Source organism: Paenarthrobacter sp. GQ52, assembly GCF_059759005.1.
On record NZ_JCAXEJ010000006.1, the window covers coordinates 87780 to 113159 of the forward strand.

The 25380-nt window shown below is 62.0% G+C and carries 27 protein-coding genes; 12 read left to right on the forward strand and 15 right to left on the reverse strand.

The features are described from left to right. Positions 1 to 8: 8 nt before the first annotated feature. The 3 genes from AC6CH8_RS10300 to AC6CH8_RS10310 all read right to left on the reverse strand — a co-directional run bounded on the left by AC6CH8_RS10300 (position 9) and on the right by AC6CH8_RS10310 (position 3331). Positions 9 to 926 carry a carbohydrate ABC transporter permease gene (locus AC6CH8_RS10300; protein ID WP_420179452.1) on the reverse strand — a complete coding sequence of 306 codons (918 nt, stop codon included), beginning with the start codon at positions 924 to 926 and terminating at the stop codon, positions 9 to 11. Between the two features lie 2 nt (positions 927 to 928). Next, positions 929 to 1894, reverse strand: a complete 966-nt coding sequence (locus AC6CH8_RS10305; protein ID WP_420181212.1) for a carbohydrate ABC transporter permease — start codon at positions 1892 to 1894, stop codon at positions 929 to 931. A gap of 111 nt (positions 1895 to 2005) precedes the next feature. After that, positions 2006 to 3331, reverse strand: a complete 1326-nt coding sequence (locus AC6CH8_RS10310) for an ABC transporter substrate-binding protein (protein ID WP_498190347.1) — start codon at positions 3329 to 3331, stop codon at positions 2006 to 2008. Between the two features lie 194 nt (positions 3332 to 3525). Here AC6CH8_RS10310 and AC6CH8_RS10315 point away from each other — a divergent pair, with 194 nt between their 5' ends. Both AC6CH8_RS10315 and AC6CH8_RS10320 read left to right on the forward strand, forming a co-directional pair. Beyond that, positions 3526 to 5568, forward strand: a complete 2043-nt coding sequence (locus tag AC6CH8_RS10315) for a beta-galactosidase (RefSeq protein WP_498190349.1) — start codon at positions 3526 to 3528, stop codon at positions 5566 to 5568. A gap of 101 nt (positions 5569 to 5669) precedes the next feature. Beyond that, a complete protein-coding gene (locus AC6CH8_RS10320) occupies positions 5670 to 6332 on the forward strand; it encodes a hypothetical protein (protein WP_498190351.1) in 663 nt (220 codons plus the stop codon). Between the two features lie 8 nt (positions 6333 to 6340). Here the strand turns inward: AC6CH8_RS10320 and AC6CH8_RS10325 are convergent, their stop codons facing one another. From AC6CH8_RS10325 to AC6CH8_RS10355, 7 genes are read right to left on the reverse strand one after another with little or no spacing between them, the layout of a single operon-like run. Then, complete coding sequence (locus tag AC6CH8_RS10325) at positions 6341 to 6991, reverse strand: alpha/beta fold hydrolase (protein ID WP_498190353.1); 651 nt, start codon at positions 6989 to 6991, stop codon at positions 6341 to 6343. 16 nt (positions 6992 to 7007) lie between these two features. Then, on the reverse strand, positions 7008 to 7418 hold the full coding sequence (locus AC6CH8_RS10330; RefSeq protein ID WP_498190355.1) for a rhodanese-like domain-containing protein: 411 nt from the start codon (positions 7416 to 7418) through the stop codon (positions 7008 to 7010). Next, entirely contained in the window at positions 7415 to 8230 is an 816-nt protein-coding gene (locus AC6CH8_RS10335) for an IclR family transcriptional regulator (protein ID WP_420179458.1), read from the reverse strand. The genes AC6CH8_RS10330 and AC6CH8_RS10335 overlap by 4 nt, the downstream gene beginning before the upstream one ends. Beyond that, complete coding sequence (locus AC6CH8_RS10340; RefSeq protein ID WP_498190357.1) at positions 8231 to 9853, reverse strand: beta-N-acetylhexosaminidase; 1623 nt, start codon at positions 9851 to 9853, stop codon at positions 8231 to 8233. Continuing rightward, on the reverse strand, positions 9850 to 10761 hold the full coding sequence (locus tag AC6CH8_RS10345; protein ID WP_420179460.1) for a carbohydrate ABC transporter permease: 912 nt from the start codon (positions 10759 to 10761) through the stop codon (positions 9850 to 9852). The genes AC6CH8_RS10340 and AC6CH8_RS10345 overlap by 4 nt, the downstream gene beginning before the upstream one ends. After that, entirely contained in the window at positions 10758 to 11750 is a 993-nt protein-coding gene (locus AC6CH8_RS10350; RefSeq protein ID WP_420179461.1) for a carbohydrate ABC transporter permease, read from the reverse strand. The genes AC6CH8_RS10345 and AC6CH8_RS10350 overlap by 4 nt, the downstream gene beginning before the upstream one ends. Before the next feature lie 31 nt (positions 11751 to 11781). Further along, positions 11782 to 13074 (reverse strand): extracellular solute-binding protein, encoded by a 1293-nt coding sequence (locus tag AC6CH8_RS10355; protein WP_498190359.1) that lies wholly within the window; start codon positions 13072 to 13074, stop codon positions 11782 to 11784. Positions 13075 to 13354: 280 nt separating this feature from the next. Here AC6CH8_RS10355 and AC6CH8_RS10360 point away from each other — a divergent pair, with 280 nt between their 5' ends. Genes AC6CH8_RS10360 through AC6CH8_RS10370 form a run of 3 tightly spaced genes read left to right on the forward strand, consistent with a single transcriptional unit; the run spans position 13355 to position 16519 of the window. Further along, complete coding sequence (locus AC6CH8_RS10360) at positions 13355 to 13720, forward strand: metal-sensitive transcriptional regulator (RefSeq protein WP_420179463.1); 366 nt, start codon at positions 13355 to 13357, stop codon at positions 13718 to 13720. A 49-nt stretch (positions 13721 to 13769) separates the two neighbouring features. After that, on the forward strand, positions 13770 to 14003 hold the full coding sequence (locus AC6CH8_RS10365; RefSeq protein WP_043471595.1) for a heavy-metal-associated domain-containing protein: 234 nt from the start codon (positions 13770 to 13772) through the stop codon (positions 14001 to 14003). An 8-nt stretch (positions 14004 to 14011) separates the two neighbouring features. Beyond that, a complete protein-coding gene (locus AC6CH8_RS10370; RefSeq protein ID WP_498190362.1) occupies positions 14012 to 16519 on the forward strand; it encodes a heavy metal translocating P-type ATPase in 2508 nt (835 codons plus the stop codon). Positions 16520 to 16550: 31 nt separating this feature from the next. Here AC6CH8_RS10370 and AC6CH8_RS10375 read toward each other — a convergent pair whose 3' ends face one another. Continuing rightward, positions 16551 to 16823, reverse strand: a complete 273-nt coding sequence (locus AC6CH8_RS10375; protein ID WP_011776687.1) for a DUF2277 domain-containing protein — start codon at positions 16821 to 16823, stop codon at positions 16551 to 16553. 157 nt (positions 16824 to 16980) lie between these two features. Between AC6CH8_RS10375 and AC6CH8_RS10380 the strand changes: the two genes are divergently transcribed. Beyond that, a complete protein-coding gene (locus tag AC6CH8_RS10380) occupies positions 16981 to 17244 on the forward strand; it encodes a WXG100 family type VII secretion target (protein WP_011776688.1) in 264 nt (87 codons plus the stop codon). 129 nt (positions 17245 to 17373) lie between these two features. Here the strand turns inward: AC6CH8_RS10380 and AC6CH8_RS10385 are convergent, their stop codons facing one another. Next, positions 17374 to 18414, reverse strand: coding sequence for an EamA family transporter (locus AC6CH8_RS10385; protein WP_498190364.1), 1041 nt, complete (start codon positions 18412 to 18414; stop codon positions 17374 to 17376). Positions 18415 to 18485: 71 nt separating this feature from the next. On the opposite strand from AC6CH8_RS10385, the gene AC6CH8_RS10390 reads away from it, so the two are divergent. Together AC6CH8_RS10390 and AC6CH8_RS10395 are read left to right on the forward strand one after the other, a co-directional pair. Beyond that, positions 18486 to 19034 carry a CGNR zinc finger domain-containing protein gene (locus tag AC6CH8_RS10390; protein ID WP_091464089.1) on the forward strand — a complete coding sequence of 183 codons (549 nt, stop codon included), beginning with the start codon at positions 18486 to 18488 and terminating at the stop codon, positions 19032 to 19034. Positions 19035 to 19212: 178 nt separating this feature from the next. Continuing rightward, positions 19213 to 20718, forward strand: coding sequence for a SpaH/EbpB family LPXTG-anchored major pilin (locus AC6CH8_RS10395; RefSeq protein ID WP_498190366.1), 1506 nt, complete (start codon positions 19213 to 19215; stop codon positions 20716 to 20718). 57 nt (positions 20719 to 20775) lie between these two features. On the opposite strand, the gene AC6CH8_RS10400 is transcribed toward AC6CH8_RS10395, so the two are convergent. From AC6CH8_RS10400 to AC6CH8_RS10410, 3 genes are all read right to left on the reverse strand, one after another. Continuing rightward, positions 20776 to 21120 carry a hypothetical protein gene (locus AC6CH8_RS10400; RefSeq protein ID WP_091464094.1) on the reverse strand — a complete coding sequence of 115 codons (345 nt, stop codon included), beginning with the start codon at positions 21118 to 21120 and terminating at the stop codon, positions 20776 to 20778. A gap of 68 nt (positions 21121 to 21188) precedes the next feature. Beyond that, positions 21189 to 21773 carry a DUF308 domain-containing protein gene (locus AC6CH8_RS10405; protein ID WP_243836631.1) on the reverse strand — a complete coding sequence of 195 codons (585 nt, stop codon included), beginning with the start codon at positions 21771 to 21773 and terminating at the stop codon, positions 21189 to 21191. A 9-nt stretch (positions 21774 to 21782) separates the two neighbouring features. Continuing rightward, complete coding sequence (locus tag AC6CH8_RS10410) at positions 21783 to 23123, reverse strand: MATE family efflux transporter (RefSeq protein ID WP_498190369.1); 1341 nt, start codon at positions 23121 to 23123, stop codon at positions 21783 to 21785. Positions 23124 to 23164: 41 nt separating this feature from the next. Here AC6CH8_RS10410 and AC6CH8_RS10415 point away from each other — a divergent pair, with 41 nt between their 5' ends. From AC6CH8_RS10415 to AC6CH8_RS10430, 4 genes are all read left to right on the forward strand, one after another. Continuing rightward, positions 23165 to 23743 carry an antibiotic biosynthesis monooxygenase gene (locus tag AC6CH8_RS10415; protein ID WP_364308541.1) on the forward strand — a complete coding sequence of 193 codons (579 nt, stop codon included), beginning with the start codon at positions 23165 to 23167 and terminating at the stop codon, positions 23741 to 23743. A 77-nt stretch (positions 23744 to 23820) separates the two neighbouring features. Next, a complete protein-coding gene (locus tag AC6CH8_RS10420; RefSeq protein ID WP_178994563.1) occupies positions 23821 to 24255 on the forward strand; it encodes a DoxX family protein in 435 nt (144 codons plus the stop codon). 201 nt (positions 24256 to 24456) lie between these two features. Beyond that, positions 24457 to 24789, forward strand: a complete 333-nt coding sequence (locus AC6CH8_RS10425) for a PEP-utilizing enzyme (protein WP_498190371.1) — start codon at positions 24457 to 24459, stop codon at positions 24787 to 24789. Beyond that, positions 24786 to 25349, forward strand: a complete 564-nt coding sequence (locus tag AC6CH8_RS10430) for a hypothetical protein (protein ID WP_498190373.1) — start codon at positions 24786 to 24788, stop codon at positions 25347 to 25349. Before AC6CH8_RS10425 ends, AC6CH8_RS10430 begins: the two co-directional genes overlap by 4 nt. Positions 25350 to 25380 lie beyond the last annotated feature (31 nt).

The following is a 25380-nucleotide window of genomic DNA, read 5'->3' on the forward strand; positions in this document are numbered from 1 at the left end:
ACCTAGGACTATGCCTTCACGGCGCCGGCAGCCAGATCGACCCGCCAATAGCGCTGCAGCAGGAGGAACATGATGACCAACGGAACGATGGAGAGCAGCGCGCCCGCGAGGACCAATGTGTAGAGGGCCGGTGCTGAGGCACCCTGGTTGAGCAGACCGTTGAGGCCCACGGTAATGGGGAACAGCTGGTCGTCGCCGAGCATGATGTACGGGAGCATGAAGTTATTCCAGATGGCCACGAACTGGAAGAGGAAGATGGTCACCAGGCCCGGCAGCATCATGGGAGCGGCGATGCGGTTGAAAATGTACATCTCCTTGGCGCCCTCGGTGCGGGCAGCCTCAATAACGTCACCCGGAACGGACGCAGCAGCGTAAATGCGGGCCAGGTAAATGCCATAGGGGCTGATGATCTGGGGCAACAGGACTGACCAGTAGGTGTTGGTGAGGCCAGCCTGGGCGAGCATCAAGTACTGCGGGATAGCGAGAATAACGCCGGGAACCAGGACGCCCATCAGCAGGACCTTGAAGACACCGGACTTGCCCGGAAAATCAAACTTCGCCAGAACATAGCCGGAGAGGGCGGATACCCAGGTGGACACAATGGCTCCGACCCCCGCGTACAGGGCAGTGTTAAGCATCCAACGCCAGAACAGGCCATCGCGATATTCCGTGAGCTCCACGATGTTGTCCCAGAGATGCGTGCTGGGAGCCAAGGTAAAGGTGGAAAACAGCTCAGTGCCGTCCTTGCTCGCGGCAGCCACAACCCAGATCACTGGGAAGAGGCAATAGAGCGCACCGAGGATCAGGATTCCGGTGGAGAGGTAGCTGGGCTTCTCCTTGACGTACTCGGCTTTGCTTGCCCGGCCGGTCTTGGTTGCCTTGGGGTTTTCAGGGCGGTTTTTCGGGGGCGTGGCGAGGGCAGTCACGGTCAGTTCTCCTGTCCGAAGGCCCGCTTCTGCACGATGCGCAGGAACAGGAACGAAATGATGAAGGTTGCCAGGGCAATCACGATGCTTGTGGCGGCCGCAGAGTAGACGTCGTTGCGTGTGAAAGCGTCTCGGTACACCAGCATGAGCGGCGACCAGCTGGTGGAAAGGCTGTTGGCCAAGGGGCGCAGGGTGGTGGGTTCGGCGAAGACCTGCAAAGTGGCGATCATCGAGAAGAGGGCGGTCATCACCAGCGACGGAGCGATGATGGGGATCTTGATCCTGATGGCTGTTTGAATCTCGGAGCAGCCATCCAGCTTGGCGGCCTCGTAGATTTCACTGGGAACGGCTTTCAGCGAGGTGTACATGACGATCATGTTGAAGCCCACCCCACCCCACAGCGCGATGTTGCAGATGGCGAACGTCACCAGGTTGGGATCCAGGAGCGAGGGCAGTTCCATGCCGAACTGCCGGGCCAGGAAGTGGAACGGGCTAACGCCGGGAAGGTACAGGAAACCCCACAGGAGCGAGCTGATCACTGCCGGCACCGCGTACGGCAGGAAGATGGCAGTGCGGGAGAAAGTACCGGCCCGGGTACGCCGGGAATCCAGCAGGAGTGCAAACAACAGGGCGAAGCCGAGCATCAGCGGAATGAGAATGAGTCCGTAGGTCAGGACACGCAGGACGCTACCCAGGAATTCCGGGTCCGTCAGCGCGCTGACGTAGTTATCCAAACCGGCGAACGCAGTGCTCTGTGAGCCTTTGCCGAGGCCCAGTCCGCTGACCTTCTTCTTCTGGAAGCTGAGCACCAACGTGTAGATGATGGGCGCTGCCATGAAGACGAGGAAAAGGATGATGCCGGGCGCAAGCATCACATAGGGAATGAGCACCCGGGATTTGAAGTTCTTGGCCCGCCTCGGGGCATCGGCTGTTCTTCCGGCCGCCGGACCGGGCCTGGTTACGGTCATTGCCACGGGGTGCACTTCCTTGTGGTGGGTCGAAGGTAAGACTCTGGGTGGGAAACGCTGCGGGAGGATGGGGTACCAGCCTCCCGCAGCTGAAGCACTTAGTTGGATCGGCTACTTGACCGTGAAACCGGTCTTCTTCAGGTCATCTACGGTGACCTGCTGCATGTTGCTGACTGCGTCCAGGAAGGCACTCTTCTGCTTGGACTGCGCGGCCTTCGCGAACTGATCGTTGTAGGCGTTGTAAGCCACGTTGACGTTGGGGCCGTAGGTGAAGGAGCCCACGTTCTGCGCAGCCTCACCAACAACCTTGTAGAAATCGGGCTGGTTTGAGAAGAAGGCAGGAGCCTCAGTCAGGGACGATTCCGCACCTGCGGTGTCTGCGGGGTAGATGCCTGCTTCCTTGACCAGGGCCTTGACTGCTTCAGGGTCGGTGTTCAGCCACGTGGCGAACTTGGCTGCGGCGTCGAGGTTCTTGGACTGAGACGTCACGGCAGTGGAAGATCCGCCCCAGTTGCCGGTGGAGGGCTTGGAAGCATCCCACTGCGGCATGGGTGCCACTTTCCACATGCCGGCTGTGGCTCCGGCGTTACCCTCGAGAACGCCCGGGCCCCAAGCTGCGCTGAGCCAGCCAACCTGCTTACCGGTGTTCAGTGCAGTGTTCCACTCCGGGGTGTACATGGGCTTGTTGTCGATGACGCCCTCTTCTACGAGGCCGCCCCAGAATCCAGCCACCTTTTCCGTTGGCTCTTCTGCGATCTTCACATTCCAGGCGTCGCCATCAACGCCCCACCAGGAAGCTCCGGCCTGCTGGGCCATGCCTGTAAACCATCCGGCATCGTTGGAGGAGAACGTTCCGAGGTAGGCCTCGGGGTCTGCTGCGTGAACAGTCTTTGCTGCGGCCGCATACTCTTCCCAGGTTTTCGGAACAGCGATGCCCAGTTTCTCGAAGATGTCGGCACGGTAGTAGAAGACCATGGGGCCGGTGTCCTGGGGAACGGAGTACAGTGCGTCGCCGCCCAGCGTCACATCGTTCCAGACGCCATCGGGAAAGTGGCTCTTGGTTTCGTTGGCCACGGTGCCGGAGAGGTCGGCGAGCGCATCGGCTGCAACGAGTGTTGGGATCTTCTGGTACTCGGCTTGGATCAGGTCCGGGGCGCCGCTGCCGGCTTTGACTGCGGTGAGCAGCTTTGTCACGGCCGGGTCTCCACCGTCCTGCTTGTTGACGGTGACGTGGATGGTGGGATTTTTCTCGTTCCAGAGTTCCACCACCTTCTCCAGGTTGGGGGCCCAAGCCCAGTAGGTCAGTTCCACTTTTTGGTTGGGATCACTGGTGGCCGCGCTTTGGCTGCCTGCCGTGGATCCTCCTGAACAACCTGCGGCGAGCATTGTGGCCGCGGCGAGCATGGCTACGGCGCCTGCACGAAATGACTTTCGCATTTCGTCCTCCTTGTCGAAAAGCTGAATGGTGCTGTCTGGGATTCATCGCTCATCCGAGCGGAAGTCGGTATGACTGTGAGCGGTTCCAGTTAGTCACAGCCATGTGATCCATGTCAACACTCAATTTGATCTAGGCAGCGCAACTATTGCTGTGATAATACTGGGAGCGCACACAGTTCTAAGGAGATCATTCGATGACAGACGTCCTGCAGGCCCCCGCCACCCAACGCGCACCCGCGCCTTGGGTACAGCGACCGGCCGGCCTTTGCTATGGCGGGGACTACAACCCCGAGCAATGGCCCCGTGAGGTCTGGGTGGAAGACATCGCGCTGATGAAGGAGGCCGGGATCAACCTGGTCAGCATCGGCATCTTCTCCTGGGTGTTGCTCGAACCGCGCGAAGGTGAATACGACTTCGAATGGCTTGATGCCTTGATGGACCTGCTCGCCGATGCCGGCATCAGTGTGGACCTCGGAACACCTACCGCGGCACCACCTGCCTGGTTCTGGAAGAAGTACCCCCAAGCGTGTCCCGTGACCCGCGAGGGCGTCACTCTGGGCAACGGATCGCGTGGCATGGTCAGCCCCAGCTCGCCGGAATACCGACGGGCCGCCACCAACATCACGGAGCAGCTCGCACGCCGCTACGGCACCCACCCCGCGCTGGTTCTTTGGCATGTCCACAATGAATACGGCGCTCCGGTCAGTGAGTCCTACGACCGGAATTCCGTGGTGGCGTTCCGCGACTGGCTTCGATCACGCTATGGCACCCTGGACGCCCTTAACCAGGCCTGGGGCACCCTCTTCTGGGGCCAGAAGTACGGCGAATGGGACGAGATCGACGCACCCAGGCTTTCGGCCAGCGTCAGCAACCAAGCCCAGCGGCTCGACTTCCGGCGGTTCACCTCGGACGCCATGCTGCAGTGTTTCATTGCCGAACGCGACGTCATCAAGAAGTACACGCCCCACCTTCCGGTGACCACTAATTTCATGGCCACAAACTGCCTTTCTGCTGACTACTGGGCATGGGCCAAGGAGGTGGACATCGTGGCCAACGACCACTATCTGGTTGCCCAGCGCACCGACAACCACGTTCTGCTCTCCATGGACGCCGACCTCACGCGGTCCTTGGCAGGCAACCGCCCTTGGATGCTGATGGAACACTCCACGGGCGCCGTGAACTGGCAGGGGCGGAACATCGCCAAGCGACCCGGCGAGCTGGCCCGCAACAGCCTGTCACACCTGGCACGCGGGGCCGATGCCATCATGTTCTTCCAGTTCCGGGCGTCCCGCTACGGCGCGGAAAAGTTTCACTCCGCAATGCTCCCCCACGCCGGCACCGGCACGCGCATCTGGCGGGAGGTCCTGGACTTGGGTGACGACCTCAGGAAGCTCGCTCCGGTGAAGGGCTCAACCGTGCAGTCGCGGGTGGCCATCCTCTGGGATGTGGAGTCGTTCTGGGCGCAGGATCTGGAATGGCGGCCCAGCAGCGACCTTGACCATCGCGAACGGATCGAGTCCTTCTACTCCGTCCTCTGGAACCACGGCATCAGCGTGGACTTCGCCCACCCCGAGGCCGACCTCTCCGGGTACGGCCTGGTTCTCGCCCCGGCCCTCTATCTGGTGGGCGACAAGGCAGCGGCGAACATCAGCCGCTATGTCCACGCCGGCGGGCATCTGATGGTGTCCTATTTCTCCGGCATCGTGGACGTCAACGACACCGTTCCCGCAGGTGCCTCCCCGGGCGGCCTCCGCGACGTTCTCGGCTTGGAGATCCACGAATTCCTGCCCTTGCGCGAGGACGAGATCATCACACTGGGCAACGGCGCCACCGGCACAGTGTGGTCCGAGGAAATCCATCCCGTCACTGCCAGCGTGTTGAGCCGCTACACGTCCGGTCCCGCGGCCTCCGGCCCGGCCATCACCCGGAACGAGTTCGGCAACGGCACCGCTTGGTACGTTTCCACAAAGCTCGACGGCGGCCACCTCGCCGACGTTGTACTGGACGCAGTGGGGGCTGCAGGAATTGAGCTTGGAGTTCAACCGGTCGCCGGGCTGGAGGTAGCTTCACGCGGCTCCGACGAAGGCACGTTCACCTTCCTCATCAACCACACGGACGCCGATGCCGAATACCCCGCTACCGGACTCAACCTGCTCTCCGGTGAGAAGGTCAGCGGAATAGCGCACGTTCCCGCCGGTACCATCTGCGTCGTCCACACCCCGGCGGACCAGCACTGACCCACTGAACCAGGCTGCCGTTGAAACCAGACGCTGACTATCCCTTGAGAGGCCCGTGATAGATTCGACAGGCGAAAAAACGCAAACAAAGGTGGTTGACCATGGGCGACGCGAGGACATCCCGGCCGCGGTATTTCAAGGCTGTGGCTGCATCGCTGTTGCTGGTTACCGTCTCCGGCGGACTCTCGGCGTGCGGGGAGGAGAAGAAACCTGCACCCCCTTATCCGGCGGTCGAATGGCAAGGCGCTCCGCCGAGCGAGCCCATAGAGGCTGACCCGTGGGTCATGGCGGCCCGCAAATCCCTCGAGGCGCAGGCTGTGGCACAGAATATTACGGACTTCACCCTGCCCGAGCTGGTGGAGACCACTGGCCTGGAAGTCCGCGTCCGCATTTCCAGGCCTCCGTTGAACGACATCGCACAGAAACGTCGCCCGGACATCCGACCGGGACCTGATCCTTTCCTCCCTATGAAGGTCCAGCCGGGCCCGGTTCCCGGCACCGCCGAGGTGCACGGTTGCTTGGTGCGTTGGGCATCCGAAACTGGTGACGTGCCGGATGAACTGAGTGCCTCCGGCGTGATGTTCCGGATGGAACAACTCCAGGGAGGGCAACAACGGATCAGCAGCGTCGTTACACTTCCGGATCTGGACTGCAGTGCCGCCGCACCGCCCCTTGCATTGTTCGTGCCTGCTCCCCAGCCGTCGGATGTCACCGACGCAAAGGACGTTGTCCGGGCAAAGCGAACCGACATCGATCCTGCCTAACCGGTTCCTCAGCGTTCCCTGGCGGTCCTTTCAGCAAAATCGGTGAGTACCGCCGCCACAGCGTCCGGATGGCTCAGGGTAACGTAGTGGCCCCCTGGGATCTCGACCGGTTCAATTCCAAGCCGCTGTTGCACCTGCCTCCTCATGAAGGGCGCTGGGAAAAACTGGTCATCCCGGCACAAAATCGCCAAGGTGGGAACTTCCGGATGACGGCCGGGCCACGGCCCTGACATCCAAGCGCCTTGCTGGTCCCGTTCCCTCTCAGTGGCTTCGCGAGCCAACTCATCAGGCACAAGATTGAAGAAAGCGTCATCGGGGATCGTCTCCCGGTCATGCCCGGTGTTGGCCCACCAGTCCCCGAAGGTCTCACCCGGCATGGGAATCATTGCCGAGAGATACACCAGACCGTCGGAGTGGAGTTCGTCGCACACCAACGGTGCCGTGAAGCCTCCCAGCGAGTGGCCCACCACGATGGTGTGCTCAGCATCGCCAACTGCTTCCGTCACCGCGTGGGTATAGTCCTCAAGTCCAGCGTCGATGTCTTCGATGGGCAGGTCAACTGCCACGACGCCATGCCCGGATGCTTCAAGCAGCGGGCTGACCAAATGCCAGTCCCACGCGGTGGAACCACCACCGTGAATCAGTACGAAAACCGCCATCTTTCCCCGTTTCACTTCAGGACGTATGTGCTGTCACCAACGAATCCGGCTTGCTTTGCACGGTCCCCGTGGCTGTTGCTGTTGCCAAGGGAAGCCCGTTCCGGATCCAGTACTCAATGCCACCGATCATTTCCTTCACGGAGTAGCCGAGTTCAGCGAAGGCGAGCGCAGCGAAGGTGCTTCCGTTGCACCCCGGGCCCCAGGAATAGACCACTACTTGGGAACCGGCTGGGATGAGTTCTTGTGCCAAGGCCGGAATATCCGCCGTTGGAATATGTACGGCATCGGGAATATGTCCGTGATCCCACGAGGACTGCCGGCGTGTGTCCACCACAACCAATGAGCCGGATTGGGACTCAGCCACTTCCATGACATCGATCTCGCACTGCAGCTTGGCGCGAAAGTAGTCCGCTGCGCTGATACTCATGCGAGCTTCGCCAGTTTCGCGCTTGCTCGCCGCGAGCCCAGCTTGGCGGAGATCCGGAGGCTGGTCTCAGCTGCCATGGGCCCAACCTCCCGGACACGCTTAGCAGTCATCCGGGAGGACAACGACGATACGGATAGTGCGGCAACCACGTGATCGTCGTGGCCGAAGATCGGAGCGGCCACGCAGCGTACTTCCGGTTCATTCTCACGATCGTCTATGGAATAGCCGCGCCGGCGGATGGCCTCAAAATCAGCGCGAAGCAGGGAAGGGTCCGTAATGGTCTTCTCCGTCAGCGGGTGGAGCTCCGCCGCGAGGATCGGTCCTACCACTTCCTCCGGGCTGAACGCCAGCATGGCCTTGCCCACGGCAGTGCAGTATGCCGGCATGGTGGCGCCGACGCGGGAAGCCATCCGCACCGTGGCCTCGTCCTCCACCTTGTCCAGGTAGACGACGTCGTGCCCGGAAAGCACCACCAAGTGGCAGGTGCTTTCCGTGGCGCGCATGAGGCTCCGGAGCTCGCCGTTGGCTACACTGCGCAGATCCACCCGGTCAAGGTATGACTGGCCCAGCCGCAAACAGCCGTGGCCCAGGCGGAACTTGCCTGTCTCGTGGTCGCGCTCCAGAAGATTTTCCTCCAGCAAAGGTGCAGCTAAACGCAACAGCGTGCTCTTGTTCAAACCGGACAGCCGGGAAAGCTCCACGAGCGCCAGCCCATCTCCATTACCAGGCTCCTCGGCCACCACAGTCAACAAAGCCAGCGCCTTGCGAAGCGATGCCGAGGAATTACGGACATCCTTGCCTTCAGTAGTCACTCAGTTCCTCACGAGCTGCTCGGCGTCGTAATCTCGTTTCCAACCCTCCACACCCGGCCGCTGCTGCCATGGTGCAGGCCCTGCAAGGGGACGGTACTCCACGCCCATAGCCTCAAGGCGCGCCAGATGTGCACCTGTAAGTCGGGTCAGGAACTCATCGTAGTCCCGGCCCTCCGGCTTGGACCAGAACACTTCAGAGATGGCGCTGAGGCGCGGGAACGCTGCGAACTGCACGCGGCGGGGCGAATCCAAGTGCTCGCTCCAGATGTTGGCCTGCGCTCCCAGGAGACGGCCGGGGACTTCCGTGCCGTCTACACCTGGCAGTGGCTCAAACTCGTAGACCGCCCGCAGAGTTGTCACGAAGCCCACGGGCACAGGCTCGTCGTCGCCGTCGGCTTGGCGATGGTCGAGGTACAGCTTGTGCTCAGGGCACATCACAACGTCGTACCCGTTCCTCAGGGCATCTATCCCGCCCTCGTATCCGCGCCAAGACGCCACGAGGGCACTGTCCGGGAGGCCGCCGTCGCCGATTTCATCCCACACGGATGTGGCGCGGCCGTGGCGTTTCAGATGCAACGCCAACTGCCCCACGAACCAACTGTGCAAGCCGGAAACATCGTCCAAGCCCAGCTCATTGGCCTTCGCTTGCGCCTGCGCACTGGCTTGCCATTGCGTGAGTGGCACTTCGTCGCCGCCGAGACTTATCCACGGGGAGGGGAAGATCTTCACCACTTCGTCCAGCACGTTCCGGTAGAACTCGAGCGAGGTATCGGACACTTCCAGGACCGTTTCACTGATACCCCACCGCGTCCACACCTCCACAGGCGTTGAACCGCCGACCGGGGGTGCGCCCAGCTCCGGATAGGCAGCGATGGCAGCCTGGCTGTGCCCGGGAACGTCGATCTCCGGGATGACGGTGATGTGCCGGTCAGCTGCGAAGGCCACAATCTCCCGGAGGTCGTCCTGCGTATAGAAGCCGCCATGCGGGCGGCCATCGAAGACGCCTGCGCGCCAGGAACCCAGCGATGATTCACGTCGCCACGCCCCGACCTCCGTCAGCTTGGGATACCGGTTGATCTGGATTCGCCACCCCTGATCATCCGTGAGGTGCAGGTGCAGGACGTTGAGCTTGTGCATGGCCATCACCTCGATGAACCGGAGCACGTTGTCCTTGGGCATATAGTGCCGCGCGACATCCAGCATGGTCCCGCGGTAGCCAAAGCGTGGCTTGTCCTCCACAGAAACGCGCGGTACTGGCCAGGTTCGTATCGAAGCAAGGGGAGCTTGCCGTAGGGCCGCTGGCCCCATCAGCTGCAACAGTGTCTGCGCACCGTAGAAGGCACCGGCAGCACCACCCGCAGAAATCACGACGACGTCGCTCACCTCCAGGCGGTAGGCCTCGGCGTCGAGCGTGGGGTCCAGCCGGAGGCGAATGTCCGCTTCCTCAGACGGCACGGGGGCCAGGTCCCAACCCGTCGCTGCACCAAGAGCCCTGGCGAGCCAGCGGCGAGGCCCGCGCAGTTCAGGATCGGCGCCCAAGGTTGTGCCGGCGTCGAGCTCCAACTCGCCCGAGCCCGCGGAGAAGGACCACGGCGCCGGGACCAACTGGTGAGCCGCACTCATCCCTTCACCGCCCCAGCCAGTCCGGACACGAGCTTGCGCTGAACTGATACGAAGAAGATCAGCACAGGAATGGTCATGATGACCGAGCCGGCCATGATGGCTCCCCAATCGTTTTGGTCAGGCTTGAAGAACGTCAGCAGTGCCATGGGCAGCGTCTGGTTCTCCTGGGCGGAGATGATGAATGTTTTGGCAAACAGGAAGTCGTTCCAAGTGGAAATGAAGGAGAACACCGAACATGCCACCACTCCGGGTGCCACCAGCGGGAACAGGATGGAACGGACAAACCGGAAGCTGCTGGCGCCGTCCAAGCGGGCGGCTTCCTCAACCTCCAGCGGTACAGCGGCCACGAAACCACGCAGCATCCAAATAGCGAACGGAATGCTGAATCCGACGTGGACCAGAACTAGAGAGCCCAATTGGTTCAGCCCCACCAACGGGACGGCCTCCCCGGCATTGCGCAGGAGGAAGAACAGCGGAATGGTCAGTGCTTCAACAGGCACCATTTGCGAGACCAGGATGATGATCAGCAGTTTGGTGCGCATCTTGAAGTTGTAGCGCGTCAGGGCCACGGCTGCGAGGAACGCCAGGACGGTGGATAGCACCACCACCACCAGAGCCACGATCACGCTGTTGAGGAAGTACTGGCCAAAATTGTTCACACCCAGGACGCGCCCGAACGAGTCCAGCGACGGTTCCAGCGTGTACGGTGCAGCATCACCGGCGTCGAGCGCAGTTTTGGGTTTCAGCGCGGACAGCACCATCCAAAACAGTGGGAAGGCAACGATCAGGGCGATGACAATCGCCGCGGCATCGGCTCCGAAGCGGCGCTTGCCTTGCTTGCGCAGCTTCTGCGGAGCCTCCGCTTGCGTCTTTCTGCGAGGGACTGAGGAAACGTCGACGGCGGTCATAGGGCTTCGCCTGTTCTCTTGAGTATCCGGAGGTAGACCAGGGTGATGACCATGAGGAGGGCCGTCATGATGACGCCGAGCGCAGAACCGAGGCCATAGAGGCTGGCGGCGAATGCCTGCTGGTAGCCGTACACGTTGAGCACCAGGTTCTGGCCCGCGATCCCACCGCCGTTGGTCATGATGTAGATCTGCGAGAAGATCTTGAAGTTCCAAATGATGGATTGGATGGTCACCACGATCACGATTGGCCTGAGCATCGGGAGCATGATGCTGCGCGCAATCCTGGGCATGGAAGCACCGTCAATCCTGGCCGCTTCAATGACCTCCGTGGGGATCGCCTGGATGCCGGCGTAGACCGTGACCAGCACGAACGGGAACGAGCACCACACCACTTCGCTGGCAACGAGCCCAAACGCCGACCATTTGTCGTAGGTCCAGGAGTAGCCCTCAAACTGGGTCAGCCCGATGGCCACCAGCGTCTTGTTGACCAGGCCCAAGGTTGGCTCGAACAGGAAAAGCCAAACGGCACTGCCCGTGACCGCAGGGGTAGCCCACGCGCCGAGCGAGACGACGAACAGCATCGAACGGACCCACGGGCGCAGCCTGGTTGCGAGCACTGCGAGGGAGCTGCCCACCAGCAAGGTGAAGACCACGCAGGCGGTGGCAAACACCACCGTATTGCCAAGGACAGTCCAGAACTGTGGGTCAGCGAAAAGCTTCTGGTAGTTCTCGAGGCCCACGAAGTTCAGGGGCGCCTTGCCGCTGACCTGTGCCTGGCGGTAGTCGTACAGCGAGACGTTGATCAGCTGGAAGATCGGGTAGCCAAGCAGCGCGATCAGGACGATGAACGCCGGGGCCAGGTAGAGCCATGGCTCCAGCCGGCGCTTTCCGTTGGAGAAACGCCGGGACTTGCGGGCCGCCGTCGTGGATCCACTGTCCGGCCTGCCACTTTCCGGGACATCCGGCAGAACCGGGGTGAGCGCTGTCATGATGCGTCCCTAAATGATGTACTGCAGCGCATCACTTGGAGCCGAATGCCGTGTTCATGGCCGTTGCAGCCTCGGTAGTTGCGGCGTTGACGTCAGCCTTCCCTGTGACCACCTTCTGGTACATGCCGGTGAACACACCCTGGGCGTCGATGGTTGACCAGCTTTCAGTGACCGGGACGAACTTGGTGCCGGCGCCGAGGGTGTTGATGAACGGTTCCACCTGCTTGTTGTTCTCCGCTACGGACTTCTGCACGTCGCTGAAGGTGGGGAGGTTGCCCATGGAATCGAACATCTTCTGCTGGTACTTCTTGCTGGCCAGCGTCTTTACGAAGTCGGCTGCGAGGGTGCGGCGTTCGCTGCTGTTGAAGACACCCAGGTTGTTACCGCCAGCAAAGGCCGGTGCGATGGAACCGGCCGTCTTGCCGGGAACGGGAACCACGGCGAACTTGTCCTTGATGGCACTGGCTGCGACAGCCTTGTAGTTGAAGTCGCCGCCGATGGTCATGGCCGATTTACCTGCAATGAACTGCTGGACACTGGCGTTTCCACCGAACTCGGCGCAGGTTTGGGCCGGGCAGATATCGTCCTTGAGGAGTCGCGTGTAGGCGGCGACGCCTTCCCGCGACTCAGCGGAGTCCAGTCCGGAAACGAACGCGTCGCCTTCCTTCGTGGCTATCTCGCCGCCGTTGGCCCACAGATACGGCATGGCCGAGAACTGCGCGGCGCCACCCACGGAAATGCCCAGCAGGTCCGGTTTCGCTGCACGGACAGCACGGGCAACGGTTTCTACCTCATCCAAGGTCTTGGGGACCTCAAGGCCCATCTGCTGCAGGAGGTCCGTGCGGTAGTAGAGGGCGCGAACGCCAACGAACCACGGAACACCGTAGTTCTTGCCGTCGATCTCAGTGGTGTCCAGGATTTTCTCGTCCAGGTCCTTGGCCTCATCCCAGGACTTGATGTCCTCGGTTACGTCGGCCAGTCCGCCGGATGCAACGTAACTAGCGAGGTCGGTGTTACCGAACTCAGCCACGTCCGGCGCGCTGGAAGGATCGTTGAATGCCGCCTTGAATCGCTCGGCGCGGCTGTCGACGGGAATGTACTGGACATCGATCTTGGCACCGCTGTGTGCCGCTTCGAATTCAGCAATGGCTTCCTTGACCACTGCGGCCTTGGGATCCTGATTGACCTCGGAGAAGAGCCAGACGCGGACGGTGCCCGTCTGCTCGTCCGAGCTGGAGGCTGCGTTGTTTGAGGTGGGCGGAGCGCAAGCGGTCAAGGCGAGCGCTGCGATGGCTATGGCCGCTGCGGAGCGTGCGAGTTTCAAGTGTCCTCCAAGGAGAAAGTTGGGTTCCGCGGGATTTCCCCCTCCGCGGCTATGAGACCAAACACTATGAACGTGCGGGTGTGGGCGGAAGCACATTTACCAAAAGGTTTGCATTGCAAAACAAGAATCCAGATTTTGGATCTTTTGGTCTATACCTACCTCCTTGGTTGGTCTAGTCCTTTACTGGCGTGATGACTACCAGGGCTCGTGGACTCCTGATTGTTTTTATACCCCCAGGGGGTACTTGACGCGATACCCCCTATGGGTATAGCTTCGAGTTATGAGCACGCCAGACCTGAGCATGAGCAATCCGGATGCACCCATCATCGAGGTGGATCTGGAGCACGCCGCACCCCACGGCTACACCAGCAACAAGGATGCCTACCTCAAACGCTTGAAACGGATTGAAGGGCAAGTCCGCGGTATCGCGCGGATGGTGGAGGACGACAAATACTGCATCGACATCCTCACCCAGGTAGCAGCTGCCACCAAGGCCCTCCATGCAGTCAGCTTGGGACTCGTGGAGGAGCACATCGGCCACTGCGTCGTGGGTGCCGCCTCCGAGCCCAACCCCGAAGCCCGCGCCGAACAGATCGACGCCAAAGTAAAGGAGGCCACCGATGCCATCGGGCGCCTGCTGCGGTAATTCCGCCAACAACCACCACACCATTCAACTCATCACCAAGGAGAGCGCCATGAGCCAGACCATCCAGACCAACGTCAACGTTTCGGGTATGACCTGCGGCCACTGCGTCTCCAGTGTCAGCGAAGAAATTGAGTCGCTCAGCGGCGTCGAAAACGTGGCCGTGGACCTCAACCCAGGTGGCCTGTCCACTGTGACCATCACATCAACCAAGGAGCTCTCGCCGTCTGAAATCGGCGAGGCCGTGGCAGAAGCCGGCTACCTGGTGGTAGCCAACGAAGCTTAGGAGTCCTCTTGAGTAGCCAGGAGACTTTCAACCAACCCGCACACAGGGTCATCGAGCTGGACATCGAGGGCATGACCTGCGCCTCGTGCGTCAATCGAGTGGAACGAAAACTGGGCAAGCTCGAGGGCGTGGAGGCCAGCGTCAACCTGCCCCTCGAATCAGCCCACGTCACCGTCCCGGCAACCGTGACAGATCAGCAGATTGTGGACACCGTCAACGCGACGGGATACAAAGCCACCGTCCGCCAAGCCCCCGCGCCGCACACCCGCAAGCCCCACTCCCCCGAACCCCAAACCACCCACGAACCCTCGGATCACGAGGGCCACGGACACTCTTCCACAGAACAAAACCAGGAACACAGTGCCGCAGTCGTTGGGTCCGGAAGGGTCCCAAGTAAAGCCTTCGGCGGCGTGCGGCAGCATGCGTCTAAGGGAGGAACGACCGAGCATGCAGAGCACGGCGCCGAAGGCGCCACACAAGGCGCCGCGACAGCCGACCACACGGAGCACTCCGCGCACACAGACCACATGTCCCACGGCCCTGCTGCATCAACCCTGCGCCCACGCCTGATCGTCGCAGCACTGCTAACCATTCCGGTGTTCGCGATCTCGATGATCCCGGCCCTGCAGTTCGCCAACTGGGGATGGGTTGTGGGCGCGATGGCCCTACCCGTGGTGAGCTGGGCGGCCTGGCCCTTCCACAGGGCAGCCGCAATCAATGCCCGGCACTTCGCCTCCACCATGGACACGCTCGTTTCCCTTGGCGTCATCGCTGCTTACCTTTACTCGGCGTGGCAACTCTTTGGGGATCCACGCATGACTGAACACCCCGGTATGGAAAACATGTCCGGGGGCGGCCTGTACTTCGAGGTTGCCGCAGTGGTCACAACGTTCCTGCTTCTGGGCCGTTACCTTGAAGCGAACGCGAAGGCCAAAGCCGGCAACGCGCTCAAGGCGCTGCTCAACCTGGGTGCCAAAGATGCAACGATCCTCGTGGAGGGCGTGGAGCAGAAGATTCCTGCCGATCAACTCCTCGTAGATGACGTCATTGTTGTCCGCCCGGGGGAGAAAATTGCCACTGACGGCGTTGTCACGGACGGTGCTTCCGCCGTCGACGCCTCACTGGTCACCGGCGAATCGGTGCCGGTGGAGGTTGGGCCGGGCAGCCTGGTGACGGGCGCTACGATCAACACCTCCGGTCGCCTGCTGGTCCGGGCCACCCGCGTGGGTTCCGACACGACGCTCGCTCAGATGGGGCGCTTGGTCAGCCAGGCACAGACGGGCAAGGCACCCATTGCGCGGCTCGCGGACAGGATCAGCTCCGTCTTCGTTCCGATCGTGCTGGTTATTGCCGTGCTCACGTTTATCCTTTGGCTGTTTATCTCGGGCGACCTCAACGCGGCCTTCACGGCAGCCGTTGCCGTGCTGGTGATCGCCTGCCCCTGCGCCTTGGGCCTGGCAACTCCCGTCGGGCTGCTGACAGGGACGGGCCGCGGAGCTCAACTGGGCATCCTCATCAAAGGCCCCCAGGTTCTTGAGGACACCCGCCATGTGGACACCATCCTGCTGGACAAGACGGGCACCGTCACCAGCGGCAAGCTCGCTGTGGACCACACTGTGGGCCTCAACGGCTACGCCCCGGCCGCCGTCCTAACACTGGCGGGAGCTGTTGAATCGGCCTCTGAGCATCCGATCGCCCACGCGATTGCTGCCGCGGCAAAGGATGCCATGTCCGACGCCGGCACCCTGCCTGGTGTTGCCGGTTTCAGTTCCGCTCCCGGCGGCGGCGTGAGGGGAACCGTTGCAGTAGACGGCGTCTCAAGGACTGTGGTTGTCGGACGCTCGGGCTGGCTCGAGGAGAACGGCATCGCGCTCGATTCAAGCCAACGGGAAGCCTTGGCGTCAGAAGAAAACGGCGGCGCTACAGCTATCTGGGTTGCAGTGGACGGTCAGGCTGCAGGAATCGTCAGCCTGAGGGACACCATCAAGCCCGGTTCCGCAGCGGCGATACAAAAGTTGAAGGACATGGGAATCCGCCCCATCCTCCTGACCGGCGATAACGCTGCAGTAGCCGCCCAAGTGGCTGCCGCCGTCGGGATTTCACCGGACGACGTGTTCGCCGGTGTACTGCCGGAAGGGAAAGTTGAGGCGGTCAGGAAGCTCCAGGCGTCCGGTGCCACGGTGGCCATGGCAGGTGATGGCGTCAACGACGCCGCGGCTTTGGCACAGTCGGACCTCGGTATCGCGATGGGTTCGGGAACGGACGTTGCCATCGAAGCTTCTGACCTGACCGTGATGGGCAGTGATCTGGGTCAGCTGGTGCAGGCAATCGAGCTGTCCCGCAAGACACTGTCCACCATCAAGACCAACCTGTTCTGGGCGTTCTTCTACAACGCGATCGGCATCCCGGTGGCAGCACTTGGATTCCTGAACCCGATGATCGCCGGCGCAGCCATGGCAGCCAGCTCCGTGCTGGTAGTTGCGAACTCGCTGAGGCTGCGCTCGTTCGGGAAGTAGACGCAACTGCCGTCTACATAAGTGGCCTGGGCTACGCGGTTCCGAACCGGACCGCAGCCCGGGCCTTCGCTTTCGCGGCTTCTTCGTCACGGTTCTTCGCCGGGCCGTGGCTCACCAAGGAGTCCAAGAGATGCTGCGTAATGTGCGCGATCTCGTGCACAGCCTCCGCGAAGGCTTCCTCGTTGGCCTTGGAGGGCTTGGTGGATCCGCTGATCTTGCGCACATATTGCAGGGCAGCGGCCTCCACTTCGGCGCTCGTAGCGTGCGGTTCGAAGTTATGCAGGGTCCTGATATTGCGGCACATAACCCCATGCTAGCTATGGGCAGTGCTACATGGGGAGGGGTGCCCATCGACGGTTTTTGGATTCCCGGGATAGGTTTTAGTTATTGGATCTTCCGGATGAGCCGGAGGCCGTTGGGGATGCCGAAGAGCTCGGGTCCGAAAAATGAAGGAGAATCTCATGGCTATTTGGGGTGCAGATGTTGATCAGCTTCGTCAGCTCGGTAACAAGCTGAAGGCCGGTGCTGAGAACATCGAGCAGCAGCGTTCACAGCTCAAGGGCGCACTTGACGGCACCGACTGGAAGGGCCCGGACGCTGACAAGTTCCGCGGCGAGTGGGACAGCCAGCACGCTTCCAACCTGAAGAAGGTTGCCGACGCACTTCGCGAAGCCGGCGATCGCGCTCAGAAGAACGCTGAGCAGCAGCAGCAGGCTTCCAACTAAGACAGTTGGGAAAACCCCGGACGCATCAGCGTCCGGGGTTTTCGCTGTTAAAGGCATGGCTCCCGGTGTTGTTCGCCCGCACCGCCGTTGTATGGCGGGGACTTCGAATAAACCCGGGAGTTCCGTGGCTTAGCTGCGGGGCGCCTTGGTGACATGACCGGAGGGGACGGGTTCCACGTCGTTCGGGTGATCAAGAACGCGGGCCGCTTCTTGGGCAGTAACGGCCGCCCTGCGATCTCCCCGCAGCTCATCGATCCGGACCAGGACCACGCCGCCCACAATGAGGAGGCCGCCCAGCAGCTGAATGGGGCCGGGGAGTTCCCCCAGGAGCAGCCATGCCCAGATCACGGCGAACAGCACTTCGGTGAGGGACACGAAGGACGCTACCTTCGAGCCCAGGCTGCGGGCAGCCATGATGCCGGAAACGTACGCGAGAACTGTGGCCAGGATGATGAGTCCGACGACGGAAACCCACCACGGAGTGGTCCACGGCCCCAACGTTGTGTCCTCGACACTGAAAGTCATGGGCAGCAGTCCCAGCAATCCGACGAGCCACATGACCAGCGCGCCTACTAAGAGACCTCCGGAAGCGAGCACCAGCGGAGGGAGGCTGTCATTCTCCTTGGCTGTAATGAAGAAGTAGATCACCAGGCAGACTGCGGCAGCCATACCCCAAAGGACACCAATGAAGTCCACCTTCACGGCACCCGTCAGATCAAGCACCAGGACCAGTCCGCCCAGGGACAACAGGGCGCCGGAAGCAGTGAGCGCACGGGGCCGCCGTCGGCTGGCGATCCAGAGCCAGAGGACAATCATCACCGGAGCCAGATACTCAAGCAGCAGCGCGACGCCCACGGACAATCGGGCCACGGCATTGAAGTAAAAGAGCTGGCACCCCGCAACTCCGATGAGCCCGAACAGCAGGATGGTGAGCCAGTTGTCCTTGAGTTGGTGCCACCGGCCGCGGAGAACCACGACGCCGGGGATCACCAATATCAGTGCGGCACCAGTGAGGCGCACGGCAACAGCGGCGCCGGGTGACCAGCCGGTTTCAAGCATCGACTTGGCAAACGAGCCGGACGTGCCGAAAACGGCGGAAGAAAAGAGTGCGATGCCGAGTCCTGATGCCAGGAAACTCTTTGCATCAGCCTTCGTCGTTGGAGCTGACACAGCAGCCTCCTGTCAGGAGTAAAGTGGGCTTATGGTCATGACAGTACTCTCGAATCATGTAAGGAGTCAAAGTGCTTTTTGCGCCTGACACCGAGGTAGCCCTTCGTAGCGTCGTCAATCTGATCAATACGGCCGCCAACGGCGCGGAATCGCTGGTCACAATGGAAGACCTCGATTCCTTCCTGGAAGCTGAAGAGTTCACCGGATCACGGGTGAACACTCCTGCGGAACTGAGCAGCATCAAGCGCCTCCGCAGCGAACTGGCGGCACTTTGGAGCGCTGACGAGGACACGGCAGCCAAGTCCGTCAACAAACTGCTTGCCGACGCAAAGGCACTCCCGCAACTGGTGAAACATGACCACTGGGACTGGCACCTCCACGCCACCACCCCGGAAGCACCGCTGGCAGTCCGAATGGGAACCGAAGCTGCCATGGCCATCATCGACGTCATCCGCAGCAAGGAAATGGACCGCATGCGCGTGTGCGCGGCGGACGACTGCGACGCCGTCGTGCTGGACCTCAGCCGCAACCGCTCCAAGCTCTACTGCGATACAGGGAACTGCGCTAACCGCGCCCACGTTGCTGCGTATCGCGCGCGGAAGGCCGCTGAGGGCGAGTGATAAAGGCCGGCGCGCCGCTTACTCTGGCGGCAACGTCGCACGCTCAATCCCAGTGTGACTAGATTCACGCCTCGTTTTGCATCACGAATCCCGTATTGACGTCACCTATCCCTAAGCAAGGACATTCGGGCAACCCTCGACGAGGGCGGCCCGCCAGCGCGTCAGGGATAGGAATTCCATGCGGAAAAAGTTCGAGCGTACACGCACCGTCACCACAGCGATTGCCGGAGCGGTCTTGGCAATGTCTTTCTCCGTTGCCCCGGCGTCTGCCGCCCCCGTGGTTGACGGGGGCCAGACGGGTTCCATTACTATCCACAAATTTGAAAAACCACCGCGACCCCCGATCAATGGCGGCGGGAACAACTTTGGGGCCGGGGACGCTGTCTCCATGGCAGCACCCGACACCTCCGGGTTGACGCCGTTGGGTGGCATTGAGTTCACGATTCAGCAGGTCAATACCATTGACCTGTCGACCAATGCCGGTTGGGACGCGGCCCATAACCTGAGCAGCGTCTTCGCCCCCGCCGATCCTGAAGGCTCCATTACCGGCGCCGGATACACCCTGGGTGCAGGGCAGGCCCAGACCACCGCTGCTGACGGCACCGCAGCGTTCGCCAACCTCCCCGTCGGCCTGTACCTGGTCACCGAGACCAACTACCCCGCCGGTGTGACTCCTGCAGCTCCGTTCCTGGTATCGGTTCCCTTGACCGACCCGGACAACCAGGACAACTGGATCTACGACGTTCACGTCTACCCGAAGAACTCCATTGCCGGTGCAGAAAAGACCGTCACGGATGCCCCCGACGTGAAGTTGGGCGACCAGATCGACTTCACCATCACCGGTGACATCCCCAACGAAGCCGTCATCGATGGTTACAAGATCGTGGACGCACTCGATCCCAAGTTGAGCTACGTCGGCGCCACCGCCACCCTGGTCGATGGCACCGTCATCACCGAAGGCACCCACTACAACGTCGTCTTCGACGCCGCAACCAACACGGTCTCCATCGTCTTCACGGAGGCCGGCCGTGACGTTCTTGCCGCACGCAACGCCACCCGCGTTCAGGTCGTTGTTAACACCACGGTCAACGCCATCGGTGAAATCGAAAACGAAGCTCTCGTTTACCCGAACCTGGGCAGCTTTACTACAGTTGCCGGTGGGCCCGGAGGACCGGTGGTTACGCCTCCGGTCGTGACCAAGTGGGGCGAAATGACCCTGGAGAAGGTCAACGAGAACGGCACAGCCCTTGCCGGCGCTGCCTTCTCCGTCTACACCAACGAAGCTGACGCCCTGGCCGGCACCAACCCGATCGCACTGAACGGTCAAAGCGTCTTCGCCGTCGCTGCCGACGGCACCCTGACCATCTCCGGTCTGCGTTACTCGGACTGGGCCGACGGCGCAGCTGTTGCACCGGGCTCGGCTGACTACCGCACCTACTACCTGGTGGAGACCACCGCCCCGGCCGGACACGAACTGCTCGCCGAGCCGATCTCCTTCCTGATCAACTCCGCCAGCACCACAGTCGGTGTTGACCTGAGCGTCAAGAACATCCCGTCCAACGGCGGCTTCGAACTGCCCCTCACCGGTGGTGTCGGAACCGGCCTGCTCTACGCAGCCGGAACACTCCTGGTCGTAGGCGCAGGACTCCTGTTCGTACGGAACCGTCGCAACAACAGGAACTAGTCGGCATCCGTCCGCTCAAAGCCAGCTCTACGGAAGTGGAGCGCTCAACCCTGGAGGTCAGTGGCCGGCGTCGGGCGTTTCAGTCTCGGAATCCGGGGCACCCGGGCCGCCGTGGCCGGGCCGCTTGGAGCTGAGGTTGACGCCGGAGCCTTTGCCGAGGTGGTCGGCGTTCTCCTTGTGGCTCATGGACAGCATGGCCGCCACAACGAGGCTCACGATGAACGCGATGCCGGCTCCGGTGAAGGCGAGGTCAAAACGTGGCGCGCGTGCGCTGCCGCCGGAAGCGAAAATGAGCACGGCAACGAAGGCCAGTACTGCGAAGAACGCGGAGAACATGAGGGGTCCCTTGACCGAGGTCCGCATCTTGCGCGGTTCTCCTGGTGTCTGGTCTGCCACGGTCATTCCTCCAATGATGGCGGTTCGTATCCGCCGGTCAGCAAAAGTTCTACAAAGAGTAGAACGTCCAGCTACTAGTTTACGGCCTCGGGCGAAGCGCCGGGCGCAGCGGTTCGGGAAGGGCCGCCGGCCCCGGACTTGGCATCGTGCCTCAGCGTCAACCCTGAGAGGATCCACAGCACGCCGGAAATGATGGCCCCACCACCGGCCACGCCCAGCAGCGCATGTGCGCCCAGCGAAGTAAAGAACGGCAGCATCACAGCGGTGCCCACTGCAATAACGCCCGAAATGAGCCAATCACGCGCCAACTCGTCCCGCTTCCGGAGACCGTGGACGAACTCAAGGAGGCCCAGCACCAGCAGTGCAAACATGGCCGAGAGGGCAACACCCTCGTCAGACTGCGTGACCAACGCGCCGGCGCCTCCGAGCGCAACAACCAGCGGAACCGCCACAGGCAAAGCCCGGGACATCCACACAGCCCCCGCCGTCGCGAGCAAATACAGCCCCACAGCCCACGCCAGGACGTGCACGGACGGCGAAGCCCAGAAGATGGTGACCGCGCCGAACAGCAGTGCAACCGTGGCACGGATCAGCACGGGTTTCCAGAGTACGTCCGCGGGAGCAGAAGGAGTCTGGGCAGGAATCGCTGGGAGAGTCACCCGTCCAGTTTAGTGCGAACCCAGCACCATCCACCGATCGGTCCGCGCGCGCAGCCCCAAAGTCACACCTCGGGCCAGCATGTAGCCCAGCGCAAACGCGGCCCACAACCACAGCAGCCCCGCCTCGCCGTCGGGCCTTGTCTGGTGGATTGCCACCAGCAACGGCAAGTAGACCACCAAATTTACGACGCCGGCAATCGCCAGGTAGCGTGCGTCGCCTGCACCGATAAGGACACCGTCCAGGACGAAGACATAACCGGCGAGTGGCTGTCCCACCGCGAGGACCCAGAGCGCGATGGTCAGGGCTGATCGGACACCGGAGTCGGACGTGAAGAGGTAGCCGGCCCACGGGGCCACGATCGCCAGGAGAACGCCGGTGATCACGCCGAATCCGAGGCCCCAGCGAATCATAGTGCGGGTCAATTCACGGGCGCGTTGGGCGTTCCGGGCGCCAAGTTCCTTGCCGATCAGGGCTTGCGCGGCGATCGCCAGCGCATCCAGGGCAAAGGCCAGGAAGGAGAAGATGGTCATGGCCAACTGGTGCGCAGCCAGATTTACGGCACCCTGCGCAGTCACCACCAATACAGTCGCAAGGATGGCGAGGCGGAGGCTCAGCGTACGCAGCATGAGCCACGAACCCACCTTGGTCATGGCTCGGATACCGTGCCAGTCGGGCTTCAAGGACACCCCGTGTTGCCGCGCATTCCGGCTGACCATTACCAAATACACGGCAGCCATGGCCCACTGCGCGATGCTTGTGCCGATGGCGGAACCCGTCACGGACATGTTCAACCCATAGACGAAGAACAGGTTGAGGACGATGTTCACGGCGAAGCCCGCTGTTGCCACGACAAGCGGCGTCCGGGTGTCCTGGAGCCCCCGAAGGACACCCGTGCCGGCGAAGATGAGGAGCATCGCGGCCAAGCCAGGCATGGACCATCGCAGATAATCGACGGCAAATTGCTGGACGTCTCCGGTAGCCCCCATGAAGCCAACCAACGGTTCGGCCGCTACAAAACCAACCACAGCGAGCGCCAGCCCAAGCAGCAGAGCCAGCCAGACGCCGTCGCGCCCTGCTGCCAAAGCCTTCCCCAACTTACCGTCACCGATCGCTCGGGCGACCGCTGGCGTCGTCGAATATGCCAGGAAGACCATCAGCCCCACGGCGGTGTGCAGGATGGTGGACGCGAGTCCCACACCGGCGAGCTGCTCGACGCCCAGGTGCCCCACGATGGCCGAGTCAGCCAGCAGGAACAGTGGCTCGGCGATGAGCGCACCGAAAGCCGGGACGGCCAGCCGCAGGATCTCGCGGGCGTTGGAGCGGGCGGGGGCAGTTGTGGTTTGAGGCACTAAACAAGCCTAGTCCGCCGCGGGCCGGGTACATTTGGGCCGTGTCACATGAGCATCCCGTCACCGTTTCCGTCGCCCGCACTATCCTTCCCGGCTATACCCGGCAGGCCAATGCCTGGGCCCACGCCGGACAGGAACTCGCCCGCGAATGGCCTGGATATCTGGGATCCGGATGGGTACGCAATGGGGTGAATTCCACTGAATGGCACATGCTTTACCGCTTCGCAGACGCCGATTCGCTGCAGGAGTGGGAGGACTCCGAGGAGCGTCGCTGGTGGATCGATAGTGCCAGGGACATGATGGAGACCACCCGGGTGGAGCGCCACACGGGGATCGAAGGATGGTTCTCCCGGCCCGGAGACGTTTCGGTGGTTGTGCCCGAGACAGTTGTGCCGCCCCGCTGGAAGCAGGCCATCAGCATCTTCCTGCCGTTCTTCCCGCTCAGCCTGTTGGCCAACTTCCTGCTGCACCCGTTGACTCAGGACTGGCCGCTGGTGTTCGCGGTGCTGCTGAACATCGTGATCCTGACCCCGCTGATGACCTACATCTTCCTGCCGATCACTACCCGGCTGCTGCAGCCTTGGCTTCAGGCGAAGCCACGCAGCAGACGCCGGACGTAAGCCCGGTAGCTGGGATTTAGGTCATAAAGAGCCATATTTTGTTGACACTTCAAGTTTCCTCGGGAATGGTTGAAGGTATGAACAAGTCCAGCTTGACCACCACAGCCCTGACCATCCTGCGCGTAATCGCGGGATTTCTCTTCGCCGCGCACGGTTGGCAGAAGTTCAACGAATTCACTATCGCCGGAACCCAGGCCTCCTTCACGCAGATGGGAGTCCCGGCCGCATCGGCAGTAGCACCGATCGTCGCAACCCTCGAACTCGTGGGTGGCATTGCCCTGATCATCGGCCTCCTGACCCGCGTCTTCGCAGCCTTGCTGGCCGTCAACATGCTCGGCGCGCTGTTCCTGGTGCACGCGCCGGCCGGGGTTTTCGTCGGCAACGGCGGATACGAGCTTGTACTGCTCTTCGCAGGCGCAGCTCTGGCACTGGCACTGGCCGGTGCGGGCAGGCTTTCTGCCGACGCCGCACTGTTCGGCCGTTCGGGATCAAAACTCCGCGTCCTCGCGTAGCGCCCCACCCCCCCGACGCTCTCGCGGATATCAAGCCCTTCAGCCGATGGCTCTCTCACTTCCTTCAAGAAAGTGAGAGAGCAATCGGTCTTTAAGGGCCGGGATGTGAGAGAGCGTGCAGGACTGCGGCGCCTCAGCCAGCTCGGCTGCCGCTTCAGTCAGTGGTGCCGGGGCAGGGTTATCTGTAGTAGAAATAGCCTGATGATGAGCATCCTCACCGGCGTCGGCGCCAGCACTGGTACAGCCCGCGGCAATGCCCGGCTTATTCACGGTCCCGACGAGTTCACGCGCTTCCAGCCCGGGGATATTTTGGTCTGCCGAACCACCGACCCCGCGTGGACGCCTCTCTTCGGAATGGCATCGGCGGTGGTCACGGAAACCGGTGGAATGTTGTCGCACGCCGCGATCGTTGCACGGGAGTTCGGGATCCCTGCCGTACTGGGTGTACGGGATGCGCTGCACCTTCTCGCCGACGGCGGCCCCCTGGCCATTGACGGGTCCCGGGGAACAATCACCCTGATGGATGCCGAATGACACTCCTCACCCTGCATGCGGTCCGCCTCCTCGGTTTCGCTGAGACCCAAGCGGTAGCGGCTCGATTCTCGCAAGACCCCGGTTTGGTGGAGTCGCAGCTCATCGACGCCGGCGTGAACGGCTTTGTTTCGCACAGCACCTTCGCGGGGGCCAGCGGCTGGTCGCTGTCGAGTCTCGGGAGAATTGAGAACGAGCGGCTGCTGGCCGATGAACTGGACCACGCCGGTGCACGAGACGCGGTGTTAGCGGTGCATGACAATTTCGCCGAGGTCAACACCGGCGTCGTGGGTGCCTGCAGTGCCATCCAGCTGCAATCTCCGGCGGATGAAGGCGCCGTGGACGTCCTGATAGGCGCCTTGGCGTCCTGGCGTGTACTCGAACCACAGCTGAGCGTTTTGCTGCCTCGGTTCGAGGGCTACTCCGGGCGCCTGTTGGGAGCACTCAAGCACGCTGTCCAGGACACAGCCTGGCTGACAGCTACCGACCGGGATTCCTTCCACCGGGTTTGGTTCGAACTCCATGAGGACCTGATTGCCACCCTCGGCATCCAGCGCGGGTAGTCGGACTTAGTCACGTAACAGAAACCTGGCG

Excerpts from the sequence above, each read along its gene's own strand:
- AC6CH8_RS10340 (WP_498190357.1), bottom strand. The coding sequence starts at position 9,853 with ATGAGTGCGGCTCACCAGTTGGTCCCGGCGCCGTGGTCCTTCTCCGCG.
- AC6CH8_RS10345 (WP_420179460.1), bottom strand. The coding sequence starts at position 10,761 with ATGACCGCCGTCGACGTTTCCTCAGTCCCTCGCAGAAAGACGCAAGCG.
- AC6CH8_RS10350 (WP_420179461.1), bottom strand. The coding sequence starts at position 11,750 with ATGACAGCGCTCACCCCGGTTCTGCCGGATGTCCCGGAAAGTGGCAGG.
- AC6CH8_RS10365 (WP_043471595.1), top strand. The coding sequence starts at position 13,770 with ATGAGCCAGACCATCCAGACCAACGTCAACGTTTCGGGTATGACCTGC.
- AC6CH8_RS10430 (WP_498190373.1), top strand. The coding sequence starts at position 24,786 with ATGACACTCCTCACCCTGCATGCGGTCCGCCTCCTCGGTTTCGCTGAG.
- AC6CH8_RS10305 (WP_420181212.1), bottom strand. The coding sequence starts at position 1,894 with ATGACCGTAACCAGGCCCGGTCCGGCGGCCGGAAGAACAGCCGATGCC.
- AC6CH8_RS10315 (WP_498190349.1), top strand. The coding sequence starts at position 3,526 with ATGACAGACGTCCTGCAGGCCCCCGCCACCCAACGCGCACCCGCGCCT.
- AC6CH8_RS10330 (WP_498190355.1), bottom strand. The coding sequence starts at position 7,418 with ATGAGTATCAGCGCAGCGGACTACTTTCGCGCCAAGCTGCAGTGCGAG.
- AC6CH8_RS10310 (WP_498190347.1), bottom strand. The coding sequence starts at position 3,331 with ATGCGAAAGTCATTTCGTGCAGGCGCCGTAGCCATGCTCGCCGCGGCC.
- AC6CH8_RS10375 (WP_011776687.1), bottom strand. The coding sequence starts at position 16,823 with ATGTGCCGCAATATCAGGACCCTGCATAACTTCGAACCGCACGCTACG.
- AC6CH8_RS10420 (WP_178994563.1), top strand. The coding sequence starts at position 23,821 with ATGAACAAGTCCAGCTTGACCACCACAGCCCTGACCATCCTGCGCGTA.
- AC6CH8_RS10395 (WP_498190366.1), top strand. The coding sequence starts at position 19,213 with ATGCGGAAAAAGTTCGAGCGTACACGCACCGTCACCACAGCGATTGCC.
- AC6CH8_RS10380 (WP_011776688.1), top strand. The coding sequence starts at position 16,981 with ATGGCTATTTGGGGTGCAGATGTTGATCAGCTTCGTCAGCTCGGTAAC.
- AC6CH8_RS10400 (WP_091464094.1), bottom strand. The coding sequence starts at position 21,120 with ATGACCGTGGCAGACCAGACACCAGGAGAACCGCGCAAGATGCGGACC.
- AC6CH8_RS10360 (WP_420179463.1), top strand. The coding sequence starts at position 13,355 with ATGAGCACGCCAGACCTGAGCATGAGCAATCCGGATGCACCCATCATC.
- AC6CH8_RS10425 (WP_498190371.1), top strand. The coding sequence starts at position 24,457 with ATGATGAGCATCCTCACCGGCGTCGGCGCCAGCACTGGTACAGCCCGC.
- AC6CH8_RS10325 (WP_498190353.1), bottom strand. The coding sequence starts at position 6,991 with ATGGCGGTTTTCGTACTGATTCACGGTGGTGGTTCCACCGCGTGGGAC.
- AC6CH8_RS10320 (WP_498190351.1), top strand. The coding sequence starts at position 5,670 with ATGGGCGACGCGAGGACATCCCGGCCGCGGTATTTCAAGGCTGTGGCT.